Origin of the sequence: Paracoccus sp. M683 (assembly GCF_007096355.1) — a bacterium.
Lineage (GTDB): Bacteria > Pseudomonadota > Alphaproteobacteria > Rhodobacterales > Rhodobacteraceae > Paracoccus.
In genome coordinates this window covers 550,793-568,184 of sequence record NZ_VKDF01000001.1, presented here as the reverse complement: position 1 = coordinate 568,184, position 17,392 = coordinate 550,793, and the positions used below count along the sequence as shown (strand labels likewise).

The 17,392-nt window shown below is 63.7% G+C and carries 18 protein-coding genes; 13 read left to right on the top strand and 5 right to left on the bottom strand.

The features are described from left to right. Positions 1–40 precede the first annotated feature (40 nt). The 12 genes from FNJ84_RS02650 to tssH all read left to right on the top strand — a co-directional run bounded on the left by FNJ84_RS02650 (position 41) and on the right by tssH (position 13,584). On the top strand, positions 41–586 hold the full coding sequence (locus tag FNJ84_RS02650; protein ID WP_143791353.1) for a sigma-70 family RNA polymerase sigma factor: 546 nt from the start codon (positions 41–43) through the stop codon (positions 584–586). Beyond that, on the top strand, positions 583–1,218 hold the full coding sequence (locus tag FNJ84_RS02645; protein WP_143791352.1) for an NrsF family protein: 636 nt from the start codon (positions 583–585) through the stop codon (positions 1,216–1,218). The genes FNJ84_RS02650 and FNJ84_RS02645 overlap by 4 nt, the downstream gene beginning before the upstream one ends. A 189-nt stretch (positions 1,219–1,407) precedes the next feature. Continuing rightward, positions 1,408–2,010: a hypothetical protein gene (locus FNJ84_RS02640; protein ID WP_185968395.1), complete on the top strand. Its 603-nt coding sequence runs from the start codon at positions 1,408–1,410 to the stop codon at positions 2,008–2,010. A gap of 8 nt (positions 2,011–2,018) precedes the next feature. Next, positions 2,019–3,266, top strand: coding sequence for a type VI secretion system-associated FHA domain protein TagH (tagH, locus tag FNJ84_RS02635; protein ID WP_143791351.1), 1,248 nt, complete (start codon positions 2,019–2,021; stop codon positions 3,264–3,266). Then, the gene (locus FNJ84_RS02630; RefSeq protein ID WP_143791350.1) at positions 3,259–4,665 is read left to right on the top strand and encodes an ImpA family type VI secretion system protein; all 1,407 of its coding nucleotides are present in this window, start codon (positions 3,259–3,261) and stop codon (positions 4,663–4,665) included. Before tagH ends, FNJ84_RS02630 begins: the two co-directional genes overlap by 8 nt. 92 nt (positions 4,666–4,757) lie before the next feature. Continuing rightward, positions 4,758–5,282 carry a type VI secretion system contractile sheath small subunit gene (gene tssB, locus FNJ84_RS02625; protein WP_143791349.1) on the top strand — a complete coding sequence of 175 codons (525 nt, stop codon included), beginning with the start codon at positions 4,758–4,760 and terminating at the stop codon, positions 5,280–5,282. Between the two features lie 3 nt (positions 5,283–5,285). Continuing rightward, positions 5,286–6,776 (top strand): type VI secretion system contractile sheath large subunit, encoded by a 1,491-nt coding sequence (gene tssC, locus FNJ84_RS02620; protein WP_143791348.1) that lies wholly within the window; start codon positions 5,286–5,288, stop codon positions 6,774–6,776. Positions 6,777–6,813: 37 nt separating this feature from the next. Then, entirely contained in the window at positions 6,814–7,311 is a 498-nt protein-coding gene (locus FNJ84_RS02615; RefSeq protein ID WP_143791347.1) for a type VI secretion system tube protein Hcp, read from the top strand. 92 nt (positions 7,312–7,403) lie between these two features. After that, a complete protein-coding gene (tssE, locus tag FNJ84_RS02610; protein WP_143791346.1) occupies positions 7,404–7,970 on the top strand; it encodes a type VI secretion system baseplate subunit TssE in 567 nt (188 codons plus the stop codon). Further along, positions 7,967–9,883 (top strand): type VI secretion system baseplate subunit TssF, encoded by a 1,917-nt coding sequence (gene tssF / locus FNJ84_RS02605; RefSeq protein ID WP_143791345.1) that lies wholly within the window; start codon positions 7,967–7,969, stop codon positions 9,881–9,883. The genes tssE and tssF overlap by 4 nt, the downstream gene beginning before the upstream one ends. Beyond that, complete coding sequence (gene tssG, locus FNJ84_RS02600) at positions 9,880–10,839, top strand: type VI secretion system baseplate subunit TssG (RefSeq protein WP_185968394.1); 960 nt, start codon at positions 9,880–9,882, stop codon at positions 10,837–10,839. Before tssF ends, tssG begins: the two co-directional genes overlap by 4 nt. Before the next feature lie 9 nt (positions 10,840–10,848). Further along, positions 10,849–13,584 (top strand): type VI secretion system ATPase TssH, encoded by a 2,736-nt coding sequence (gene tssH / locus FNJ84_RS02595; RefSeq protein WP_143791343.1) that lies wholly within the window; start codon positions 10,849–10,851, stop codon positions 13,582–13,584. A gap of 39 nt (positions 13,585–13,623) precedes the next feature. Here tssH and FNJ84_RS02590 read toward each other — a convergent pair whose 3' ends face one another. The 5 genes from FNJ84_RS02590 to FNJ84_RS02570 are packed head-to-tail and all read right to left on the bottom strand — an operon-like array spanning position 13,624 to position 16,706. Beyond that, a complete protein-coding gene (locus FNJ84_RS02590) occupies positions 13,624–14,760 on the bottom strand; it encodes a hypothetical protein (protein WP_143791342.1) in 1,137 nt (378 codons plus the stop codon). Next, complete coding sequence (locus tag FNJ84_RS02585; RefSeq protein WP_143791341.1) at positions 14,757–15,164, bottom strand: biopolymer transporter ExbD; 408 nt, start codon at positions 15,162–15,164, stop codon at positions 14,757–14,759. The genes FNJ84_RS02590 and FNJ84_RS02585 overlap by 4 nt, the downstream gene beginning before the upstream one ends. Further along, positions 15,161–15,637, bottom strand: coding sequence for a biopolymer transporter ExbD (locus tag FNJ84_RS02580; RefSeq protein WP_143791340.1), 477 nt, complete (start codon positions 15,635–15,637; stop codon positions 15,161–15,163). Before FNJ84_RS02580 ends, FNJ84_RS02585 begins: the two co-directional genes overlap by 4 nt. Positions 15,638–15,640: 3 nt before the next feature. After that, complete coding sequence (locus FNJ84_RS02575) at positions 15,641–16,285, bottom strand: MotA/TolQ/ExbB proton channel family protein (protein WP_143791339.1); 645 nt, start codon at positions 16,283–16,285, stop codon at positions 15,641–15,643. Positions 16,286–16,289: 4 nt separating this feature from the next. Beyond that, the gene (locus FNJ84_RS02570) at positions 16,290–16,706 is read right to left on the bottom strand and encodes a hypothetical protein (RefSeq protein ID WP_143791338.1); all 417 of its coding nucleotides are present in this window, start codon (positions 16,704–16,706) and stop codon (positions 16,290–16,292) included. 210 nt (positions 16,707–16,916) lie between these two features. Here FNJ84_RS02570 and FNJ84_RS02565 point away from each other — a divergent pair, with 210 nt between their 5' ends. Next, positions 16,917–17,321, top strand: coding sequence for a DUF1036 domain-containing protein (locus tag FNJ84_RS02565; RefSeq protein WP_143791337.1), 405 nt, complete (start codon positions 16,917–16,919; stop codon positions 17,319–17,321). Positions 17,322–17,392 lie beyond the last annotated feature (71 nt).

Sequence of the window (17,392 nt, the reverse complement as noted above, 5' to 3'; positions counted from 1 at the left end):
TGTAACATTCCGGCAGGGACGCGCGAATGGCAGGACAGAGATGCGAAACGAGGACGATCCCTGGGCCGGTTTGTTATGTGCGGCCCTGGCGGGCGACGAAGCCGCCTATGCCCGGTTTTTGACGGCGGTAACGCCCGTCATGCGTGGCATCGTGCGCGCAAAGGGCGCCGGAATCGACCCGTCAGACCGTGAGGATATCGTGCAGAACATTCTGCTGGCCATTCATCTGAAGCGTGGAACCTGGCGACAGGACCGGCCGTTGCGGCCCTGGCTGTATGCGATTGCGCGCCACAAGATCGTGGATGCCTATCGGGTCAGGGGCAGGCGGATGAATCTGCCGATCGAGGATTTTCAGGATCTGCTGCCCCAGCCCGAACAACCCGACCCGACCGAGCGTGACGACGCCATGAAAACCATCGCCCGGCTGGACCCGCGATCCGCCGACATCCTGCGCGGCGCGGCACTGGCGGGTGAAACTACGGCCGAGACGGGTCGGCGGCTGAACATGACCGAAGGTGCCGTGCGCGTGGCGCTGCACCGGGCCTTGCAGCGGCTTGCCGCCCTGCGCGACGGAGAGAATGCATGAAAACCGACGAACTGATCGCCGCCATGGTCGCCGATGCGACGCCGGGCCCGTCTGTGGGGCTGCTGGCTGCGCGCTGGTTTCTGCCGGCTTTGGCGCTGATGGGTCTGGCGGTGCTGCTGGTGCTGGGGCCGCGTGCGGATCTGACGGCCGCAATGGCCGTGCCTGCAACGGCGATGAAGCTGGTGCTGCCTCTGGTCGTGGCTGCCGCCGCCTGTCTGGCGGTGCTGCGCCGCGCCCATCCCGAAGCCCGCGCAGGTGGGCTGATCTGGCTGGTCATCCTGGTGGGCGGCGCTGCGGCGCTGTGGTTTGCCGTCACGCTGTCCGGGTTGCCGCCGAGCCAATGGTGGGCCGCCGCGAAGGGGCAGACGTTGTTGTTCTGCCTGGTCGCCGTGCCGGTCATCGCGATCCTGCCGCTGGCCGTGCTGATCGCGGTGCTGCGCGCTGGCGCCTCGACCGCGCCAAGGCGTAGCGGCGCCTTGGCAGGGCTGGCGGCAGGGGCGGGGGCTGCCGCGCTTTATGCATTGCACTGCACCGAGGACAGCCCGCTGTTCTTCCTCAGCTGGTATACGCTGGGCATCCTGGTCGTCACCGGGCTGGGCGCGGCAGCGGGCGGGCGCTGGCTGCGCTGGTAGGTCACGAAAGGCAGCGCCGGCCGCGCTCTTGCACCGAGCGGTTCAGAAAATCATTCGAAAACCCGCCGAAAAATGCAGAAATCGGCATGCATATTCTGGCCAGTCAGCCAGTTGCAGCCACCCGCGGCCTTGACCTTGGCGGCCAAAACCCCGAATCCTGCCGCAAGTTAACGGTACCGGCGCCTTGTGATGAATGACTCGACCCCTCCGCCGACGCGGTCTGACGTCGAAAAAACCCGCCCGCCCATCGGTTCGCTGCGTTTCGACACGCCGCAGGACCTGTATCTGCGCCTGCCCGAAATCGCCGAGCTGACCCAGCAGCGCCCCCGTCCGGGCGAGGATCCGCTGGCCTTTCTGGGGCGGTTGCGGTCCTCGACGACGCCGGAAGAGGCGGTGACCTATACCGCCTTTGCCGCGCTGCCGCAGATGGCCGTCCGCTGGGGCTATGAATGCCTGCGGTTGATGGCCGATTATCTGGACCCGATGGAACGCCCGATGATGGAGATGGTCGCCACCTGGCTGAACCATCCCTCGACCGCCATGCGCCAGCGTATCGCGCGCGAAGCGTTGTGGGCGCCCTCGCGCACCCCGTCGGTCTTTCTGGGACTGGCTGTGGCCTGGTCGGGCGGGCCGGTCGCGCCCAATGATCCGATGCCCGCACCGCTGCACCGCGCACCGCGATCGGTGAACAGTGCCGTGTTGTCCTGCCTTGCGCGGGCCGAATTGCAACGCCGGCCGATCTTTCTGGCGCGGTTCATCGACATGGCGGAAACGCTGTTTCGGGTATATTGACGCGCCGCATGACCCTGACACTGCAAATCGAGAATTATCAGGTTCTGGACGATGGCGGCCCCGCCAGCGTCGAGGTGCCGCAATCGGGTCTGTCTGCCGGGCGTTCCGGTGGCATGGGCTGGGTGCTGCCGGATGCCAGCCGGCATATCTCGGGCCATCATTTCGACATTTTCCATGATCAGCGCGGCTGGTGGCTGCGTGATGTGTCGACCAACGGCACCTTTCTGCAAGGCCAGCGCTATCGGCTGGACGGGCCGCATCGGCTGAGCCATGGCGACCGCTTTCAGGTCGGGCAATACATCATCGTTGCGCTGGTCGATCAGCAGCCCGGCATGGGATCGGCGCTGACGCCTGCATCCCTGCCGGACCGGTCGCAGGCGCCGCGCATGTCCGATGATCCCTGGGCGCTGGATGGCGGCGGCCACGCCGTGCCGGTCGATCCGCTGCCGCCGGTTTCGTCCGCGCGGCGCAACGATTTCGCCGACGAGTTCATCCCGACCGGGCAATCGCGCCGGGACGGCGATGCGGCGGTGCCTCCGTTGCCCGAAAGGTCGCTGTTGCCTGCCGGTCCGGGTCAACAGCAGCCCGAGCCTTTGGCCCGGCCCGACGGGCGCGAGACAACGGGAATTCAGGCCCCGGCCAAGCCCTCGGCCGAACAGGATTTCGTCCGCGCCTTCTGCAAGGGGGCGGGGCTGGCGCCGGATCTTTATGCCGATGTGCGGCCCGATCAACTGGCGCAGGCGCTGGGTGAGACCATGCGCCGCGTCTCGCAGCAGGTGATGATGGCGCTGCGGGACCGCGCCGCCGCCAAGCAGTTCGCCCGCACCGGCGAACGGACCATGCGCGGGGCCAGCGACAACAATCCGCTGAAATTCCTGCCCGATGTCGATCAGGCCATCGAGGCCATGTATCTGAAGCCGCGCGCCGGCTTTCAGAACGGCCCCGACGGGTTCGAGGACGCGCTGACCGATCTGCGGCTGCATCAGGCGGCGCTGTTCGCGGCGCTTCAGCCGGCGCTGGCCAAGCTGATGGCCGATCTGGCGCCCGAAAGCATCGAAACCGATGCCGAGACCGGCCGCTTGGGCGGCAACAAACGGGCAAAGGCCTGGGACATCTTCGTTGAGCGTTGGGACAAGAAAACCGCGCCGCATGAAAACGGAATCCTTGACGAGTTCCTGACGCATTTCTCGAACGCCTATCGCGAGATGGCCGAACGTCAGGGCAACACGGATAAGAAAGGTGGCGCCGATGGCTGACAAACAGGGAAGCGCGCTGGACTGGCTGCTGGAACCCGTCACCGAGGCACAGCCCTGCGGCCCCGATCTGGAGGCCGAAGGCAACGATGCCTTCATTGACTATTATTACGAGGCCGAGGCGCGGCTGCCCGAACGCTATTTCACGCCCGGAATGGCCGGTGTCGAGGGCAGCATGGATCGCATGTTCGATCCCAAGTCGATAAACCTGCGCGAGGAAACGCAGGCGATCACCGCGCTGCTGCGCCAAAGCCGGGACTTGCGGCTGCTGTCGCTGCTGGCCCGGTTCCAGATTCTTGCCGGGCGGGCGGGTGAATTTGCTGACAGCTTGCAGGCGATGGCGGCGATTCTGGCGAAATGGCCCGATGCGGCGCATCCGCAGGTCGCGACATCGGTATCCGATCGCCGCGCCGCGCTGGACGAGCTTGGCTCGATCAAGACCGTGGTGATGCCGTTGCAATATCTGCCGATGGCGGGGCTGGCCGATGTGACCTATCGCCGCTTTCTGGTGGCGACCGGGCAGGTTCCGGCACGCCCCTCGGAAGAGGGGGCCGAACGTGGCCCGCTGATTTCGGCCCTGTCGCAGCCGACGCAGGAAAAGCAGGTCGAGAAGCTGCATCGCGATCTGGGCCGGGCGGCGCGGGCACTGGCCGCGATCGTCGATGCCAGCGCGTCAAATGCCACGGCGCGGTTTCGGCCCTCGCTGGATGAGACCTTGCAGACGCTGACCGGCATGCAGCAACTGCTGCACGAAGCGCGCCCCAACCTGACCCTGTGGTCAGACGAGGCCGCCGGCCCGACGGTCGCTGCTGCCGAACCGCAGGTGGATGCTGCCGGTGCCGATGCCCCTGCGGATGCGGGGCAGCCGATCGCCATTTTGGGTGCGGCACCTGTCGCCGTGGCGATGACCCAGGCCGCGGGTGCGATTGCCGACCGGGCAGGCGTTCGGGCCGCGCTGGAGGGGGCGGAACGCTATCTGGCGCAACATGAACCTTCATCGCCGGCCCTGCTTCTGGTGACGCAGGCGCGGCTGCTGATCGGCCGTCCGCTGATCGAGGCGCTGGAAACGCTTTTGCCGGCCGATGCGGCCAAGGCGGTAATAGGATTCGCCCCCGAAACCGGCTTTGCCGTGTCGATGGACCGGATGAAGAAGCTGTCTGAAAGCGCGCTTGGCGGGTTCGATCAGGCCGCCCCCCAGCCCGAATCCGACCCGGTCGCAGCCTTGGCGCTGACCTCGCGCGCCGAGGTCGCCGCACAGCTGCGCGCGGTCGAGGATTTCTATGCCGCGAAAGAGCCGGCAAGCCCGATTCCGATCCTGCTGTCGCGCGCCAGAGGCTTTATGGACAAGGGATTTCAGGCGATTGTGGCGGAATTGCTGCCCAAGGTTGAACCAAAGGCATGACGACTAGCCAATCCGACAGGAAAAGCCCCTTGTGGCATTGACACTGTGCGGATTTGAGGGTTTCGTTCTGCGCATCTGTTAGGAGTTTTAGTATGGCCGCGGACAAGTCGACCGATTTTATCAAGCGTAATCGCCCGCCGCGGGTGAATATTTCCTATGAAGACCCTTATGACAGCGAAAAGATGGTCGAACTGCCCTTCGTGATGGGGGTCATGTCCGATCTGTCCGGCAACGCCTCGCCCGTCGAGAAAGAGGCAATGGAAGAACGCGACTTCGTCGACGTGACCGCCGCCTCGCTGGACGAATACATGGAAAGCGTCACGCCGGGTCTGTCGTTTAACGTCGAGAATGAACTGGGCGGTGATGGCCGTCTGGGGGTCAGTCTTGAGTTTCGCTCGATGAATGATTTCGAGCCTGCCGCTATTGCGCGTCAGGTTCCGGCACTGAAAAAATTGCTGGAGGCCCGTGAACATCTGGCCAACCTTCAGCGTTACATGAATTCCAAGCCCAAGGCTCAGGATCAGATCAAACAGCTTTTGAACGACCCCGAATTGATGGCTGCACTGGCGGCGCGTGAAGGCGCCAGGGCCAAGTCCGATGAAGGGACGGAGGACTGATATATGGCTCAAGCCCCGCAGCAGGTTGAACGGCAGGACGCCGGCCTTAACGAGCTGGACGAGTTTTCCGACATTCTGCGCCAGACGATCAAGCCGCGCACGGATGTCGCGGCCAAAGAGGTCGACAACGCCGTCGTCGCACTGGTTCACGAGGCCCTGGAAGACCAGGCGCTGATCGGCGAGGACGTGATCGACACGATCACCGCCATGCTGGCCAAGATGGACAAGAAGCTGTCCGACCAGCTGAACCAGATCATGCATCATGACGAATTCCAGAAGCTGGAAGCGTCGTGGCGTGGTCTGGCCTATACGGTCAACAATTCGGAAACTGACGCGACCCTGCGGGTCAAGGTTCTGAACGCCTCGAAGCCTGAACTGGCAGCGATGATGCGGCGCTATCCGGGTGCGAAATGGGACAAGTCGCCCCTGCATCTGAAGGTCTATGAACAGGAATTCGGCACGCTGGGCGGCAAGCCCTTTGGCGCGCTGATCGGGGATTACTATTTCGACCAGTCCACCGCTGATGTCGGCCTGTTGCGGTCCATCGGCAAGGTGGCGGCGGCGGCGCATGCGCCCTTCCTCAGCTCTGCCGCGCCCGAATTGCTGGGCATGGACAGCTGGAACGAGATCGGCACCCCGCCCGATCTGTCGGAAATCTTTGACACGCCGGAATATGCGGCGTGGAACAGCCTGCGTGACAGCCAGGACAGCCGCTATATCGCGCTGACCCTGCCGCGCGTGCTGTCGCGTGAACCTTATGGCCAGAACTCGAACTCGGTGGTCGAGGAATTCGACTTCCAGGAACAGACCGATGGCCATGACGGCAAGCAATATGCCTGGATGAACGCCGCGCATGCGATGGCGGTGAACATCAACCGGGCACATAAGGAATACGGCTGGACGGTGCAGATTCGCGGCGTTCAGTCGGGGGGCGAGGTTCTGAACCTGCCCAGCCACACTTTCGATACGGGTGACGGGTCCAAAGACCTGAAATGCCCGACGGAAGTGTCGATCACCGATCGGCGCGAGGGCGAGTTGTCCAAAGCCGGTCTGATTGGTCTGATCCACCGCAAGCACACCGACAAGGCTGCCTTTATCGGTGCGCAAACGCTTTATCGTCCCAAGAAATACGTGGACGATCAGGCGACCGCTTCGGACAACATGTCCTCGCGCCTGCCCTATATTTTCGCCGTGTCACGTTTCAGTCATTATCTGAAGGTAATGGTGCGTGACAAGATCGGGCAAAATCCCGATCGGCTGCAACTTCAGACGCAGTTGCAGAGTTGGGTGAACAAGTATGTGTCTGGCAATCCCGAAAGCGCAAGCGAACGGGAAAAGGCCAAGAAACCCCTGGCAGGGGCAAAAGTGGAAGTGGTGGAGGACGAAGAGAATCCCGGCTATTACGTCGGTAAGTTTTTCCTCAAGCCTCATTTCCAGCTTGAAGGAATGGATATCGGGATGAGCCTGGTGTCCAAGCTGCCGAAAGGCAAATGATTTTATCCTGGCTAGTCGTAATTAAAGGAGCGAGTGTATGGCCGTTGATATCTTTCTGAAGCTGTCGAACAACATCAAAGGGGAATCGCAGGACGATACCCACCGGAACGAAATTGACGTTCTGGCCTGGAACTGGGGCCTGACCCAGTCGGGCACCACCCATGTCGGTTCCGGCGGCGGTGGCGGCAAAGTGAACGTTCAGGACATCACCCTGAGCAAGTATGTCGACCTTGCTTCCAACGACCTGATCAAGCGTTGTACTTCGGGCGAGCACATCGAGAACGGCGAACTGATCGTTCGCAAGTCGGGTGGTGCTGCTCCGGTCGAATATTTCCGGATCAAGATGGAAAACATCATGATCACCAGCTACAACACCGGCGGTTCCAAGGACGGTCTGGACCGTATCCAGGAAACCCTGACCCTGAACTTCCGCAAGTTCGAAGTTCTGTACACCCTTCAGGAAGAGTCGGGCGCCGCTGGTGCCGAGACCATGTCCGGCTGGGATATCGCCGAAAACAAGGAATGGAACGCCTGATCCTTTCGGATCAAGCCCATTTCCTGACAGGAACGAACCCCGGCGCAGCGCAACCCTTGCGCCGGGGTTTTTCTATGGCAGGCTGAGGCATCATGACCCGCAGCCCCCGGACACGCCCCGATCGGCAGATGTCGATCATGCAGATCTTTCGCGCCAGCGCCCGCGCCGGTGACGCGCGCGATGCGGCCCCGGCCGAACGCCGCCTTGATGATGACCGCATGATCTCGGTCCGCCGCCGACAAAGCCGCGACGGCAGTGACCCGGCCGCGATGCAATCCGACATGGCCGTCGACATTGCCAGCCTGATGAACACGATCCGGTTGGATGCCCTGATCGACCTGTCCGATACGCCGCTGGTCGAACGCTCGATCGTGAATTTCGGCTTTCGCGACATGTCCAGCCTGACGCGCAGCCAGGAAACCAGCTCGCGCATTGCCGCCTCGATCCGGGAATCGCTGATCCGGCACGAGCCGCGGCTGATTGCCGAAACGCTGGAGGTGCGTATATCTGAAAGCGCCGAGATGACCGACCAGCGCATCTTTTTCGATATCACGGCCGAGATGCGCGCCTCGCCAGCCGATTTGCCGATGGATTTCGTGGCCGAGGTCGATCTGGGGGCGGGCAAGCTGCGAATGACGGGGCGCCGGACCGAACGATGAAAAAAGCATTCCGAGATATCTACAACCGCGAACTGGCCCTGCTTTACGAACGTTCGGCCGAGTTTGCCGCCGATTATCCGGGCATCGCCGACCGGCTTGGCGGGCTTTTGCGCGACAATACCGACCCGGCCGTGGCCGGTCTGCTGGAAGGCACGGCTTTTCTGGCTGCCCGCGTGCAGCTGAAACTGGACGAGGAATTTCGCAGCTTTACCGCCGAACTGCTGGAACAGATCTTCCCCGAGGCGCTGGCGCCCATCCCCTCGGTCATGCTGGTTCAGGCGCAGGCCCCGGTGGATGAAAAGAAGCTGGACGAAGGCCATCGCTTTGCGCCCGGCGAATATATGGATGCGCGTTTTGTCGACGCCGATCAGCGGGTGTCCTGTCGGTTTCAGCTGACCTCGCCACTGACGCTGTGGCCCTTGGCGGTGGATGGCGTCACCTATCACGACGCGGCCGGTCCACTTGGCGCTTTGGGCCAGGATCCCGATCCGCGCAGCAAGGCCGGGCTTCAGATCGGCATCCGCCGCACCACGTCGGGCGGCATGTCCGGCTTGCCGCTGGATGTGCTGACGCTGCATCTGACCGCGCCCGATTTCGGTCAGGCGGCCGAGCTGTATGAACAGATCCATTGCGACCGCCTGCGCCTGTCGCTGCGCTGGATCGACAAGCAGGGCGATCCGGTCTTTATCCGCCTGAACCCCGATCAGGTAGGCCAGATCGGCTTTGCCGAGGATGAACGCCTGTTCCGCCGTGATACCCGGCTGTTCGACGGCTTTGCCCATCTGCGCGAGGCTTTTGTCTTTCCACGCAAATATCTGGGTTTCCGGCTGACCGGCCTGCGCCCGATCCTGTCGCGCATACAGGCCGAGCGGTTCGAGATCGTGGCCGAGTTCCGGCGCAGCGACGACGTGCTGGCCGCGCGACTGGCCAATTCCGATATCGCGCTGAACTGTGCCGCCGCCGTCAACCTGTTCGAGGAAACCAGCAGTCAGGTCCGTCTGGACCAGAAGCGGCATGAATTTGTCGTCACCCCCGACAGCAGCCCGGTCACGCATTACGAAATCCACCGCATCAGCCAGGTGTTTGCCCATTACGGCAGCAGCGCCGACAAGGTCGAGGTGCGGCCGCTTTACGCCCTTCCCGATGGCGGCAGCCCGCCGCGTCAGGCGCTGTATTACACAGCCCGCCGCAGGCAGCGCAGGTTGACCACCCATGAAACCCGCTTTGGCATGCGCCACCGCTATCGCGGGACGGAAACCTATATTTCGCTGTACCAGCCACCGACCGACGAGGTTTCCGGCCGGGCGCAGCGGTTGCAGATCCGTACGCTGTGTTCGAACCGGCACCTGCCCGAATATCTGCCCATCGCTGGCAGCAAGGATGATTTCCACTTCTCGTCCGATACCGCCATCGCACTGGCCTGTCTGATCGGCCCGACGAAGCCGCGCGAATCCATGCTGGAAATCGACCGCGGCTCGCCGCATCGGGCGACGCAGGGCGATGTCTATTGGCGGCTGCTGTCCTATCTGTCTTTGAACCATTTCGGGCTGGATGACCGGCCGGGCCGCGATGGCGCCGAAAGCCTGCGCGAATTGCTGAGCCTGTTCGCCGATATGTCCGACAGCGTCACCGAGGCGCAGATTCAGGGCATCCGCTCGCTGAAAACGCGGCCCGTGGTGCGGTCCATTCGCCGGGCGGACGGCTTCTTTCCCGCACGGGGCCTGGAAATCAGCGTCACCTTTGACGAAGCTGCCTTTGAAGGTGCGGGCATCATCACCCTTGCCGCCGTGCTGGACCGCTTTTTCGCGGAATACGCCAATATCAACAGCTTTACCCAATCGGTGACGATCAGCCAGCAGCGTGGCGAGATCATGCGCTGGCCGCCGCGCACCGGCAGCGGGGCCCTGCTGTGAGCGGGGGCGAGCACGGCTTTCTGGCCCGTCTGCGCGAGCTGGAGCGCGAGGCCGCCCACAAGCCGCCCATCGGTCGCGCCGCAAGATTGCGGGACGAGGTGGTGCGCATCGGGCAAGACCCCTCGCTTGCCTTTCCGGTGGGCGATTTCTCGGCTGAGCGGGCAGGGTCGCTGCGCGCGCAGGTCCTGGGTTTCTTTGGCCCGCAGGGCGCGCTGCCGCTGAATACGACCGAAGAGGTCGCGCGCTGGCTGGAAGGCGGCGATGACAGTTTTGTCGCCTTCACCGACATTCTGGCGACCCGGTTCCTGCAACTGTTCTTCCGTGCCTGGTCCGATTCGCGCGCAATCACCCAGTTCGACCACCCCGGCAGTGACCGTTTCAACGGCTATGTCGCTGCGGTGGCCGGCACCGGAACGCCCGCCTTTCGCGACCATGACGGGCTGAACGATCTGGCCCGCCTGCCTATGGTGTCGCTGTTCGGTGGCAGGGTGCGCAGCCCTGTGCGCCTGCGCCAGATGATCGAGACGCATCTGGCCGTGAATACCGAGATCGAGGAACATGTTCCCTATTGGATGGAATTTGACCCGGCCGATACATCCAACCTGGGCCAGCGCGGCAGCAGCCTTGGCCGTGACATGTATCTGGGTGCGCGGGTGCAATCGGTCGGTGAAAAGATCCGGCTGGACCTGCGCACCAGCAGCCTAGCCGAATATCGCCGCTATCTGCCTGGCCAGCCCGGCTATCAGCGGCTGGCCGATATCGTGTTCTGGTATCTGGGCAAGACCTATGTGGTCGATGTCTCGCTGTCGTTGCCGGCGACCGAGGTAGACCCCGCCGTTCTGGGCAAATCCGCCAGTTTGGGCTGGATGGCCGCGCTGGCCCCTGCCAATGACGACCCAACCGCTTTTGTGACCGCAGCCACATTCACGCTGGATGCAGACCGACCCGCCGCCTGAGGACTTTTAATGACCGAAATCAGTATCGAGAAATTCGCCGGAAAGCTGAACCGTGCAGGCTATGACGCCTTTATCCAGGCGATGCGCCATGCCCGTGGTGAGGGCAACCGCAATGTGGAACTGGCGCATTGGCTGTTCCATGTGCTGTCCAATCAGGATTGCGACATCTCGGTTTCGCTGCGCGAAATGGGCCTGGATCGTGGCAAGGCCTTGCAGGATGCCGACCGCGCCATGGCCGCGCTGAAAAAGGGCGTGACCGAAACGCCGGGCATCGCCGATGGCCTGGGCGACACGCTGAACCACGCCTGGACCTATGCCACGCTGTTCTTTGGCGAAACCCAGATCCGCACCGGGCACGCGCTGGTCGCGATGCTGAATGATGGCCATCTGCGGCGCGAATTGCTGACCATCTCGCCGGTCTTTGCCGATGTCTCGGTCGACCGGCTCAGCGGTGACAGCCGCACGCTGTGGGCCGCATCCGAAGAAGAGACCATGCGCCCGATGGATGGCTCGGGCCTGGTGGGCAAGGGCACGCCCGGCGCGGCGCAGGGTGATGGCGCCAAGACCGCTCTTGGCCGTTATTCCGTCGATCTGACGGCGCAGGCGGAATCGGGCACGATGGACCGCATCGTCGGCCGGGATGAGGAAATCCGCCAGATCGTCGACATCCTGCTGCGCCGGCGCCAGAACAACCCGATCCTGACGGGCGAGGCGGGCGTGGGCAAGACCGCCGTGGTTGAGGGTTTCGCGCAACGTCTGGCATCCGGCGATGTGCCGCCCGCCCTGCAAGGAATGCGGCTTTACATGCTGGATATCGGCGCGATGCAGGCCGGTGCGTCGATGAAGGGCGAATTTGAACAACGCCTGCGTTCCGTGATCGAGGAAGTGCAGGCCAGCCCCATCCCGATCATCCTTTTTATCGACGAGGCTCATACCCTGATCGGCGCGGGCGGATCGCAGGGCACGGGCGATGCCGCCAACCTGCTGAAACCGGCGCTTGCGCGCGGCACGCTGCGCACCATCGCCGCGACCACTTGGGCCGAATATCGCAACCATATCGAGAAAGACCCGGCGCTGACGCGGCGTTTCCAGCCGATCACGATTGACGAACCGGGGATCGAACAGTGCTGCTATATGATCCGCGGCATTCTTGACCCGATGCAGGCCCATCACAAGGTCCGCATCTCGGACGAGGCGATCACGGCGGCGGTCGCGCTGTCGGCGCGCTATATCCCGGCGCGGCAATTGCCTGACAAGGCCGTCAGCCTGCTGGATACCGCCTGCGCCCGCGTGGCGATTTCCCAGAACGCAACGCCGGCCCGCATCGCCGATCTGCGCGAATCCATCGCCGCGCTGGAAACCGAGATCGCCGCCAAGGAAGCCGAGCGCGATCTGGGCGAAACGAATGAAACGCGGCTGGCCGAGGCCCGCGACGAGGCGGAAAAGCTGCGCGGCAGACTGGCCGAGGCCGAGGCAGGCTATGCCGAGGAAAAGGCCGTTGTGGATCAGATCCTCGCTCTGCGCGAACGACTGGCCAAGGCCGAGGGAGAGGATTTCGACCCCGAGGTTGTGCGCGCCGAAATGGCCGCCCAGATGGCCAAGCTGGGCGACCGCAACCCCGACGACCGGATGATCTGGCCGCATGTCGATGAACAGGCCGTGGCATCGGTCATCAGCGACTGGACGGGCATTCCGGCGGGCCGCATGGTGGCCGACGAATTGCAGGCCATCCTGGGCCTGGCCGATCATCTGCGCGAACGGGTGATCGGGCAGGATCACGGGCTGAAGATGATCGCCAAGCGCGTGGAAACCAGCCGCGCCGGCCTGTCGAACCCCAACAAGCCCATTGGCGTTTTCATGCTGTGCGGCCCGTCCGGCGTCGGCAAGACCGAAACCGCGCTGGCCCTGGCCGAACAGCTGTATGGTGGCGAGCAAAACGTCATCACCATCAACATGTCCGAGTTTCAAGAAGCGCATTCCGTCAGCCTGCTGAAGGGCGCGCCTCCGGGTTATGTGGGCTATGGCGAAGGCGGGCGGCTGACGGAAGCCGTGCGGCGCAAACCCTATTCCGTGGTGCTGCTGGACGAGATCGAAAAGGCCCATTCGGACGTGCACGAGCTGTTCTTCCAGGTCTTTGACAAGGGCATGATGGAGGATGGCAATGGCCGCGCCATCAACTTCCGCAACACGTTGATCCTGCTGACCTCGAATGTCGGCACCAATGTCATCATGGACATGGCCGAGGGTGGCGAGACAACGCCCGACATGTATATGCTGGAAGCACGGCTGAAGCCGGAACTGCTGAAGGTGTTCCCGCCAGCGCTGCTGGGGCGGATCGTGACCATCCCCTATTATCCGCTTGGCACCGAGGTTCTGGCCGGCATCGCCAAACTGAAGCTGGGCGCGATCGTCGGGCGGATGCGCACGGCGCATGGCGCCCGTCTGGGCTGGCAGGATGCGGTGATCGACCATATCGTCGAACAGTGCCGCGACCCCGACAGCGGCGGGCGGATGATCGACAATATCATCACCAACTCGATCCTGCCGGACCTGTCGCGTCAGGTTCTGGCGCGCATGGTCGCGGGCAAGGATATGTCCGATGTGACCATCATCCTGAAGGATGGCGATTTCGCCTATGATTTTGGCGAGGCGCCGCCCGATCAGCGGGCTGCCGGAAAGCGCAAGGAAAAGCCATCGGAAGGCGCTGCGCCCTCGTCAGGCAAGCGAAAGGCGAAAACCCCCTGAGGCGCGCGGCCTGAGGAAACCGATCACGGGCGGCGCGTGCTAGCGTGGCGCCCGGACATAGATCGGCGCGACACCGATCAACGCGCGTCCGGCAGTGGCCTCGGTCAGGGGCGGAAAGAAATCACTGGCCAGCCGGCCGGCCATCGCGCCAATGCTTGTCGGGCGTTCCGGCAGGGCCACGACCATCAGCAGCTGGCTGGTATCGCGGTCACCGCCAACGCGATAGACCGGCACGTCGAAGCGGATCACATCGCCGGTTTGCAGGGTGAACCGGCGCAAATCCTGCACCACGCCATTGTCGTCGATCATCAGCAGACTGGCCTGATTGTCGCCAACACCCTCGATCTGTCCGATCAGCCGGTCATCCGAGGCGACCTCGGACGTTTCCAGCCGCAGGGTCAGCGGCAGTGCCGGATAGCTGGCTGCCGCCCGCGCGAAATCGACAGCGGGGCATTGCCGCGGATCCAGCAGCACGGAACGTTCGGTCATCGGCACCGCCACATCGACGGCAATGTCGCGAAACAGATCCGAGATATCGCGGTCGACCGCCCCCAGAACCGTCAGCAAGACCTCGTCCCCGCCGATCGTCTGGGGCAGCGCGGCCAGGCAGGGCTGTGCCAGCCGCCCGCGCAGGCGCTGGACCAGATCGGTAATGGCGGCATTCTGTTCGGGCGTTCCGGCTTGATCGGCAGGCCCGGCGCCCATGCCCGGCGGCAGGGCTGCCAGATCGACGCCAATGCGGGGCTGATCGTCTGGCGTCACCGGTTCAATGCTCTGCTGGTCAGTCAGCGGGCGCCGGGGCGGGCGCTCGGCCAGCCCGGTGGTCGCCTGCAACATCTCGTCCGACGGGGTGACCACCAATTGCTCGGCCTGTTCTGGCGGTTCTTCAGCCGTGGTCGCACCTGTTACCGGGGGGGGCACGGCGCTTGCGATGGCGGCGGGCGTCGCCACTGGCGCGACCAGCGGCTCGACCGGGGTGACCGAAACCGGGGGTGGCGCACCCTGTTCGATGGGCAGGCTGAGGATGTCGATCTGGGGCAGGTCGCGGTCGCGTTGCTTTTCGGGCAGGCTGGGCAGCACGTCCAGCATCGCCGCCGCCGCCGCACCATGCAGCACCAACGAGATGACCAAGGCCTGAATCCAATGGCCTCGCCTGTCACCGATGCGGCCGATCATTGATCCGCCCTTTCCTTCAGCGTCACCAGCCGGACCGAGCGTTCGGCCAGCGCAGGGTGCCGCAATATCGTGGTCAACTGGTCAGCCGGCGCGGCCCGGTCCAGCAGCAGGTGCAGCGTTACCGGCTGCGGCAGATTGTCCAGCGCGACCTCTAGAAGATCGGGCGCGACCTCGGCCCCGTCAAGCAGCCATCCGCCCTCGGCCGTGACCAGCAGCAGCGGCCGGGGCAGCTGATCCAGCGGCAGTTCGCGGCTGATCGGCAGGTCGACCGCATCGCCGGTATCCTCGGTGGTGATCTGACCGGTGACCAGAAAGAAGAAGATCAGCAGCAGCACGATATTGACGATCGCCAGCGAGGTGTCGATATGCGCGCCCTGCCGGCGTGGAGGCAGCGAAACGCTCATCTGTCGGCACCCGCGCTGGTGCTGGCCAGCTGCACATCGGTGATGTCATGGGCCGCCAATGCCTCAAGAACCGAGACGATGCCCTGCACCTGCGCATCCGGCCGGGTCACCAGCAGCACCCGCGCCGTTCCCGCCCCCCGGATTGCCTGGGCCAGTTGCGGCAGGGCGTCAAATCCAAAGCGCTGGCCACTGGCCACGATGGATTCGCGGCTGACCGACCAGATGGCTGTCTCGCCCGGTGCCATTGCCTGCGGGCCGGTCGGATCGCCGCTGTCCGACGGCTCGGCCGCCCGGCCGCCGGCGATGGCACCGGCACGCAGGTTCAGCAGCGAGTAGGGCGTCAGATTCGCCGACAGCATGAAAAAGACCAGCAGCTGAAACATCGCATCCGCCAGCGGCGTCAGCGCGAATCCATAGTGGCGCTGGCGGCGCGGCAACTGGATCCTTGCGCGGGTGCGATGCGCGCCGTCCATGGATCAACGCCGCCCGCCGCCCGAAACCCGGCCGTGAATCGCGGCCGAGATCACCATCTCGATATCCTGGCGTTCCGAATCAATGCGGGATTCCAGCCAATTGGCTACGAAATAGGTGGCCAGCGCGATGGCCAGGCCAATGGCGGTGGTGGTCAGGGCGGTCCAGATACCGCCGGCCAGCTGCGCCGGATCGACCGCGCCGGTGCTTTGTGACAGCGCCGAAAAGGCGTCGATCATGCCGATCACCGTGCCCAGCAGCCCCAGCATGGGCGCCGCCTGCACAACTGATTCCAGCAGGCGCATCCGCGCGGCCAGGGTTGCCAGTTCGACCAGCGCAGACTGACGGCCAAGTTCTTCTGCATAGCTGGGATCGTTGGGCCGCGCGCGCAGCCCTGACATCACGGCTTGCAGGACGCGGGCCAGAACGCCCTCGCCCTTGCCTGCCTTGCGCATCGCCTCGTCCGGGCGGCCATTCAGCCAGTCGTCCAGGACCTGATCGGCCAGGCTGCTTTGGCCCACACCCATACGGCGGAATTGCAGGATCTTGAAGATCGTTACGGTCAGGGCAAGCACCGAAAGGATGCCGAGTGCCACGAATACCGCCACCGTCGCAGCGGGAAGACCAAGGCTGAGAGTCGAAGAATTCATGAAATCAGATGCCGAACTCGATATTTGCACGCGACCTGGTGGCCAACGCATCAAGGCAGGTCGAGGCCAACTCGCCCTGAGCGCTGCCCTCGGGTTGGCACAAGGTTACGTCATTGACAACCACGCGCGAAATATCCGCGCAACCCCGGCCAGGCAGGTCGAACAGCACGATCTTGGTCTTGCTGGCCGGCAGGGCACCAAATTCCAGCGCCAGGATTGACCGGACAATGCCCTGCCCGTCAAAGATCCCGACCTGCCAGCCCGTCTGTGCAAAGCTGTCAGGGCTGCCATTGGTGGCCACGAATGTCATCCGGCAGGCCCCGCCTTCGGTATCGGTCGCGTTATTCAACTCTAGCACGATCTGGCCTTCGGGCTGGGCTGGGGCAGTCTCTTGCGCATGGGTGACAAGGGGCAGGGCCAAAGCCCCCGACAGGACCAGAGCCGGAAGAAGAATTGCCGTCTTACTGGGGCTGAAGGCAAGCACAGTGAACCTCTCGTTATGTTTTTGATTCGTTGATCCATAGCACAGTTTTTTGCGTGATGATGAGGGGCTGCGCCGATAAAGATTGATTGCACTGCAAGGTGATGCCGTGGCTTGCCTATTCGGCGGCGAAGCGGTTGAAAGGGCTTGATGTTACGCCATGTTGTCCCGTTGCTGTTTGCGCTGATCTGCTGGGCCGGTCCGGCCAGGGCGGAATTCAAGGTCTGCAATCAAAGTTTTGACGTGCTGAACCTTGCCTTTGGTCAACCGACCGAGCGAGGTTTCCGCACCGAGGGCTGGTGGCGCGTCGCCCCCAACCAATGCGCCACGCTGATCCGGGGCACCCTTTCGGTACGCTATCTTTACCTGTTTGCTTCCGATGTTTTCGGCAAATCCGTCCTGCCCGGATCGGTGCCGATGTGCGTTTCTCCGCGCAGGTTCAGGATCGAGGGCGAACAGGATTGTCTGCTGCGCGGTCATATCGAGGCGCGCTTTGTCGAAATTGATACCGGGCAAGAGGGCGACTGGACCGTTTTTGTCGCGCCGCAGCCATGACGCGACGGGCGGCGCCGGCCTTCACAAGATTGCAAGCCGGATGCGTGACGGACTCGCCTGACGGGCCGATC

Coding starts and splice junctions, on each gene's coding strand:
- FNJ84_RS02650 (WP_143791353.1), top strand. CDS start 41: ATGCGAAACGAGGACGATCCCTGGGCCGGTTTGTTATGTGCGGCCCTG.
- FNJ84_RS02645 (WP_143791352.1), top strand. CDS start 583: ATGAAAACCGACGAACTGATCGCCGCCATGGTCGCCGATGCGACGCCG.
- FNJ84_RS02640 (WP_185968395.1), top strand. CDS start 1,408: ATGAATGACTCGACCCCTCCGCCGACGCGGTCTGACGTCGAAAAAACC.
- tagH (WP_143791351.1), top strand. CDS start 2,019: ATGACCCTGACACTGCAAATCGAGAATTATCAGGTTCTGGACGATGGC.
- FNJ84_RS02630 (WP_143791350.1), top strand. CDS start 3,259: ATGGCTGACAAACAGGGAAGCGCGCTGGACTGGCTGCTGGAACCCGTC.
- tssB (WP_143791349.1), top strand. CDS start 4,758: ATGGCCGCGGACAAGTCGACCGATTTTATCAAGCGTAATCGCCCGCCG.
- tssC (WP_143791348.1), top strand. CDS start 5,286: ATGGCTCAAGCCCCGCAGCAGGTTGAACGGCAGGACGCCGGCCTTAAC.
- FNJ84_RS02615 (WP_143791347.1), top strand. CDS start 6,814: ATGGCCGTTGATATCTTTCTGAAGCTGTCGAACAACATCAAAGGGGAA.
- tssE (WP_143791346.1), top strand. CDS start 7,404: ATGACCCGCAGCCCCCGGACACGCCCCGATCGGCAGATGTCGATCATG.
- tssF (WP_143791345.1), top strand. CDS start 7,967: ATGAAAAAAGCATTCCGAGATATCTACAACCGCGAACTGGCCCTGCTT.
- tssH (WP_143791343.1), top strand. CDS start 10,849: ATGACCGAAATCAGTATCGAGAAATTCGCCGGAAAGCTGAACCGTGCA.
- FNJ84_RS02590 (WP_143791342.1), bottom strand. CDS start 14,760: ATGATCGGCCGCATCGGTGACAGGCGAGGCCATTGGATTCAGGCCTTG.
- FNJ84_RS02585 (WP_143791341.1), bottom strand. CDS start 15,164: ATGAGCGTTTCGCTGCCTCCACGCCGGCAGGGCGCGCATATCGACACC.
- FNJ84_RS02580 (WP_143791340.1), bottom strand. CDS start 15,637: ATGGACGGCGCGCATCGCACCCGCGCAAGGATCCAGTTGCCGCGCCGC.
- FNJ84_RS02575 (WP_143791339.1), bottom strand. CDS start 16,285: ATGAATTCTTCGACTCTCAGCCTTGGTCTTCCCGCTGCGACGGTGGCG.
- FNJ84_RS02565 (WP_143791337.1), top strand. CDS start 16,917: ATGTTACGCCATGTTGTCCCGTTGCTGTTTGCGCTGATCTGCTGGGCC.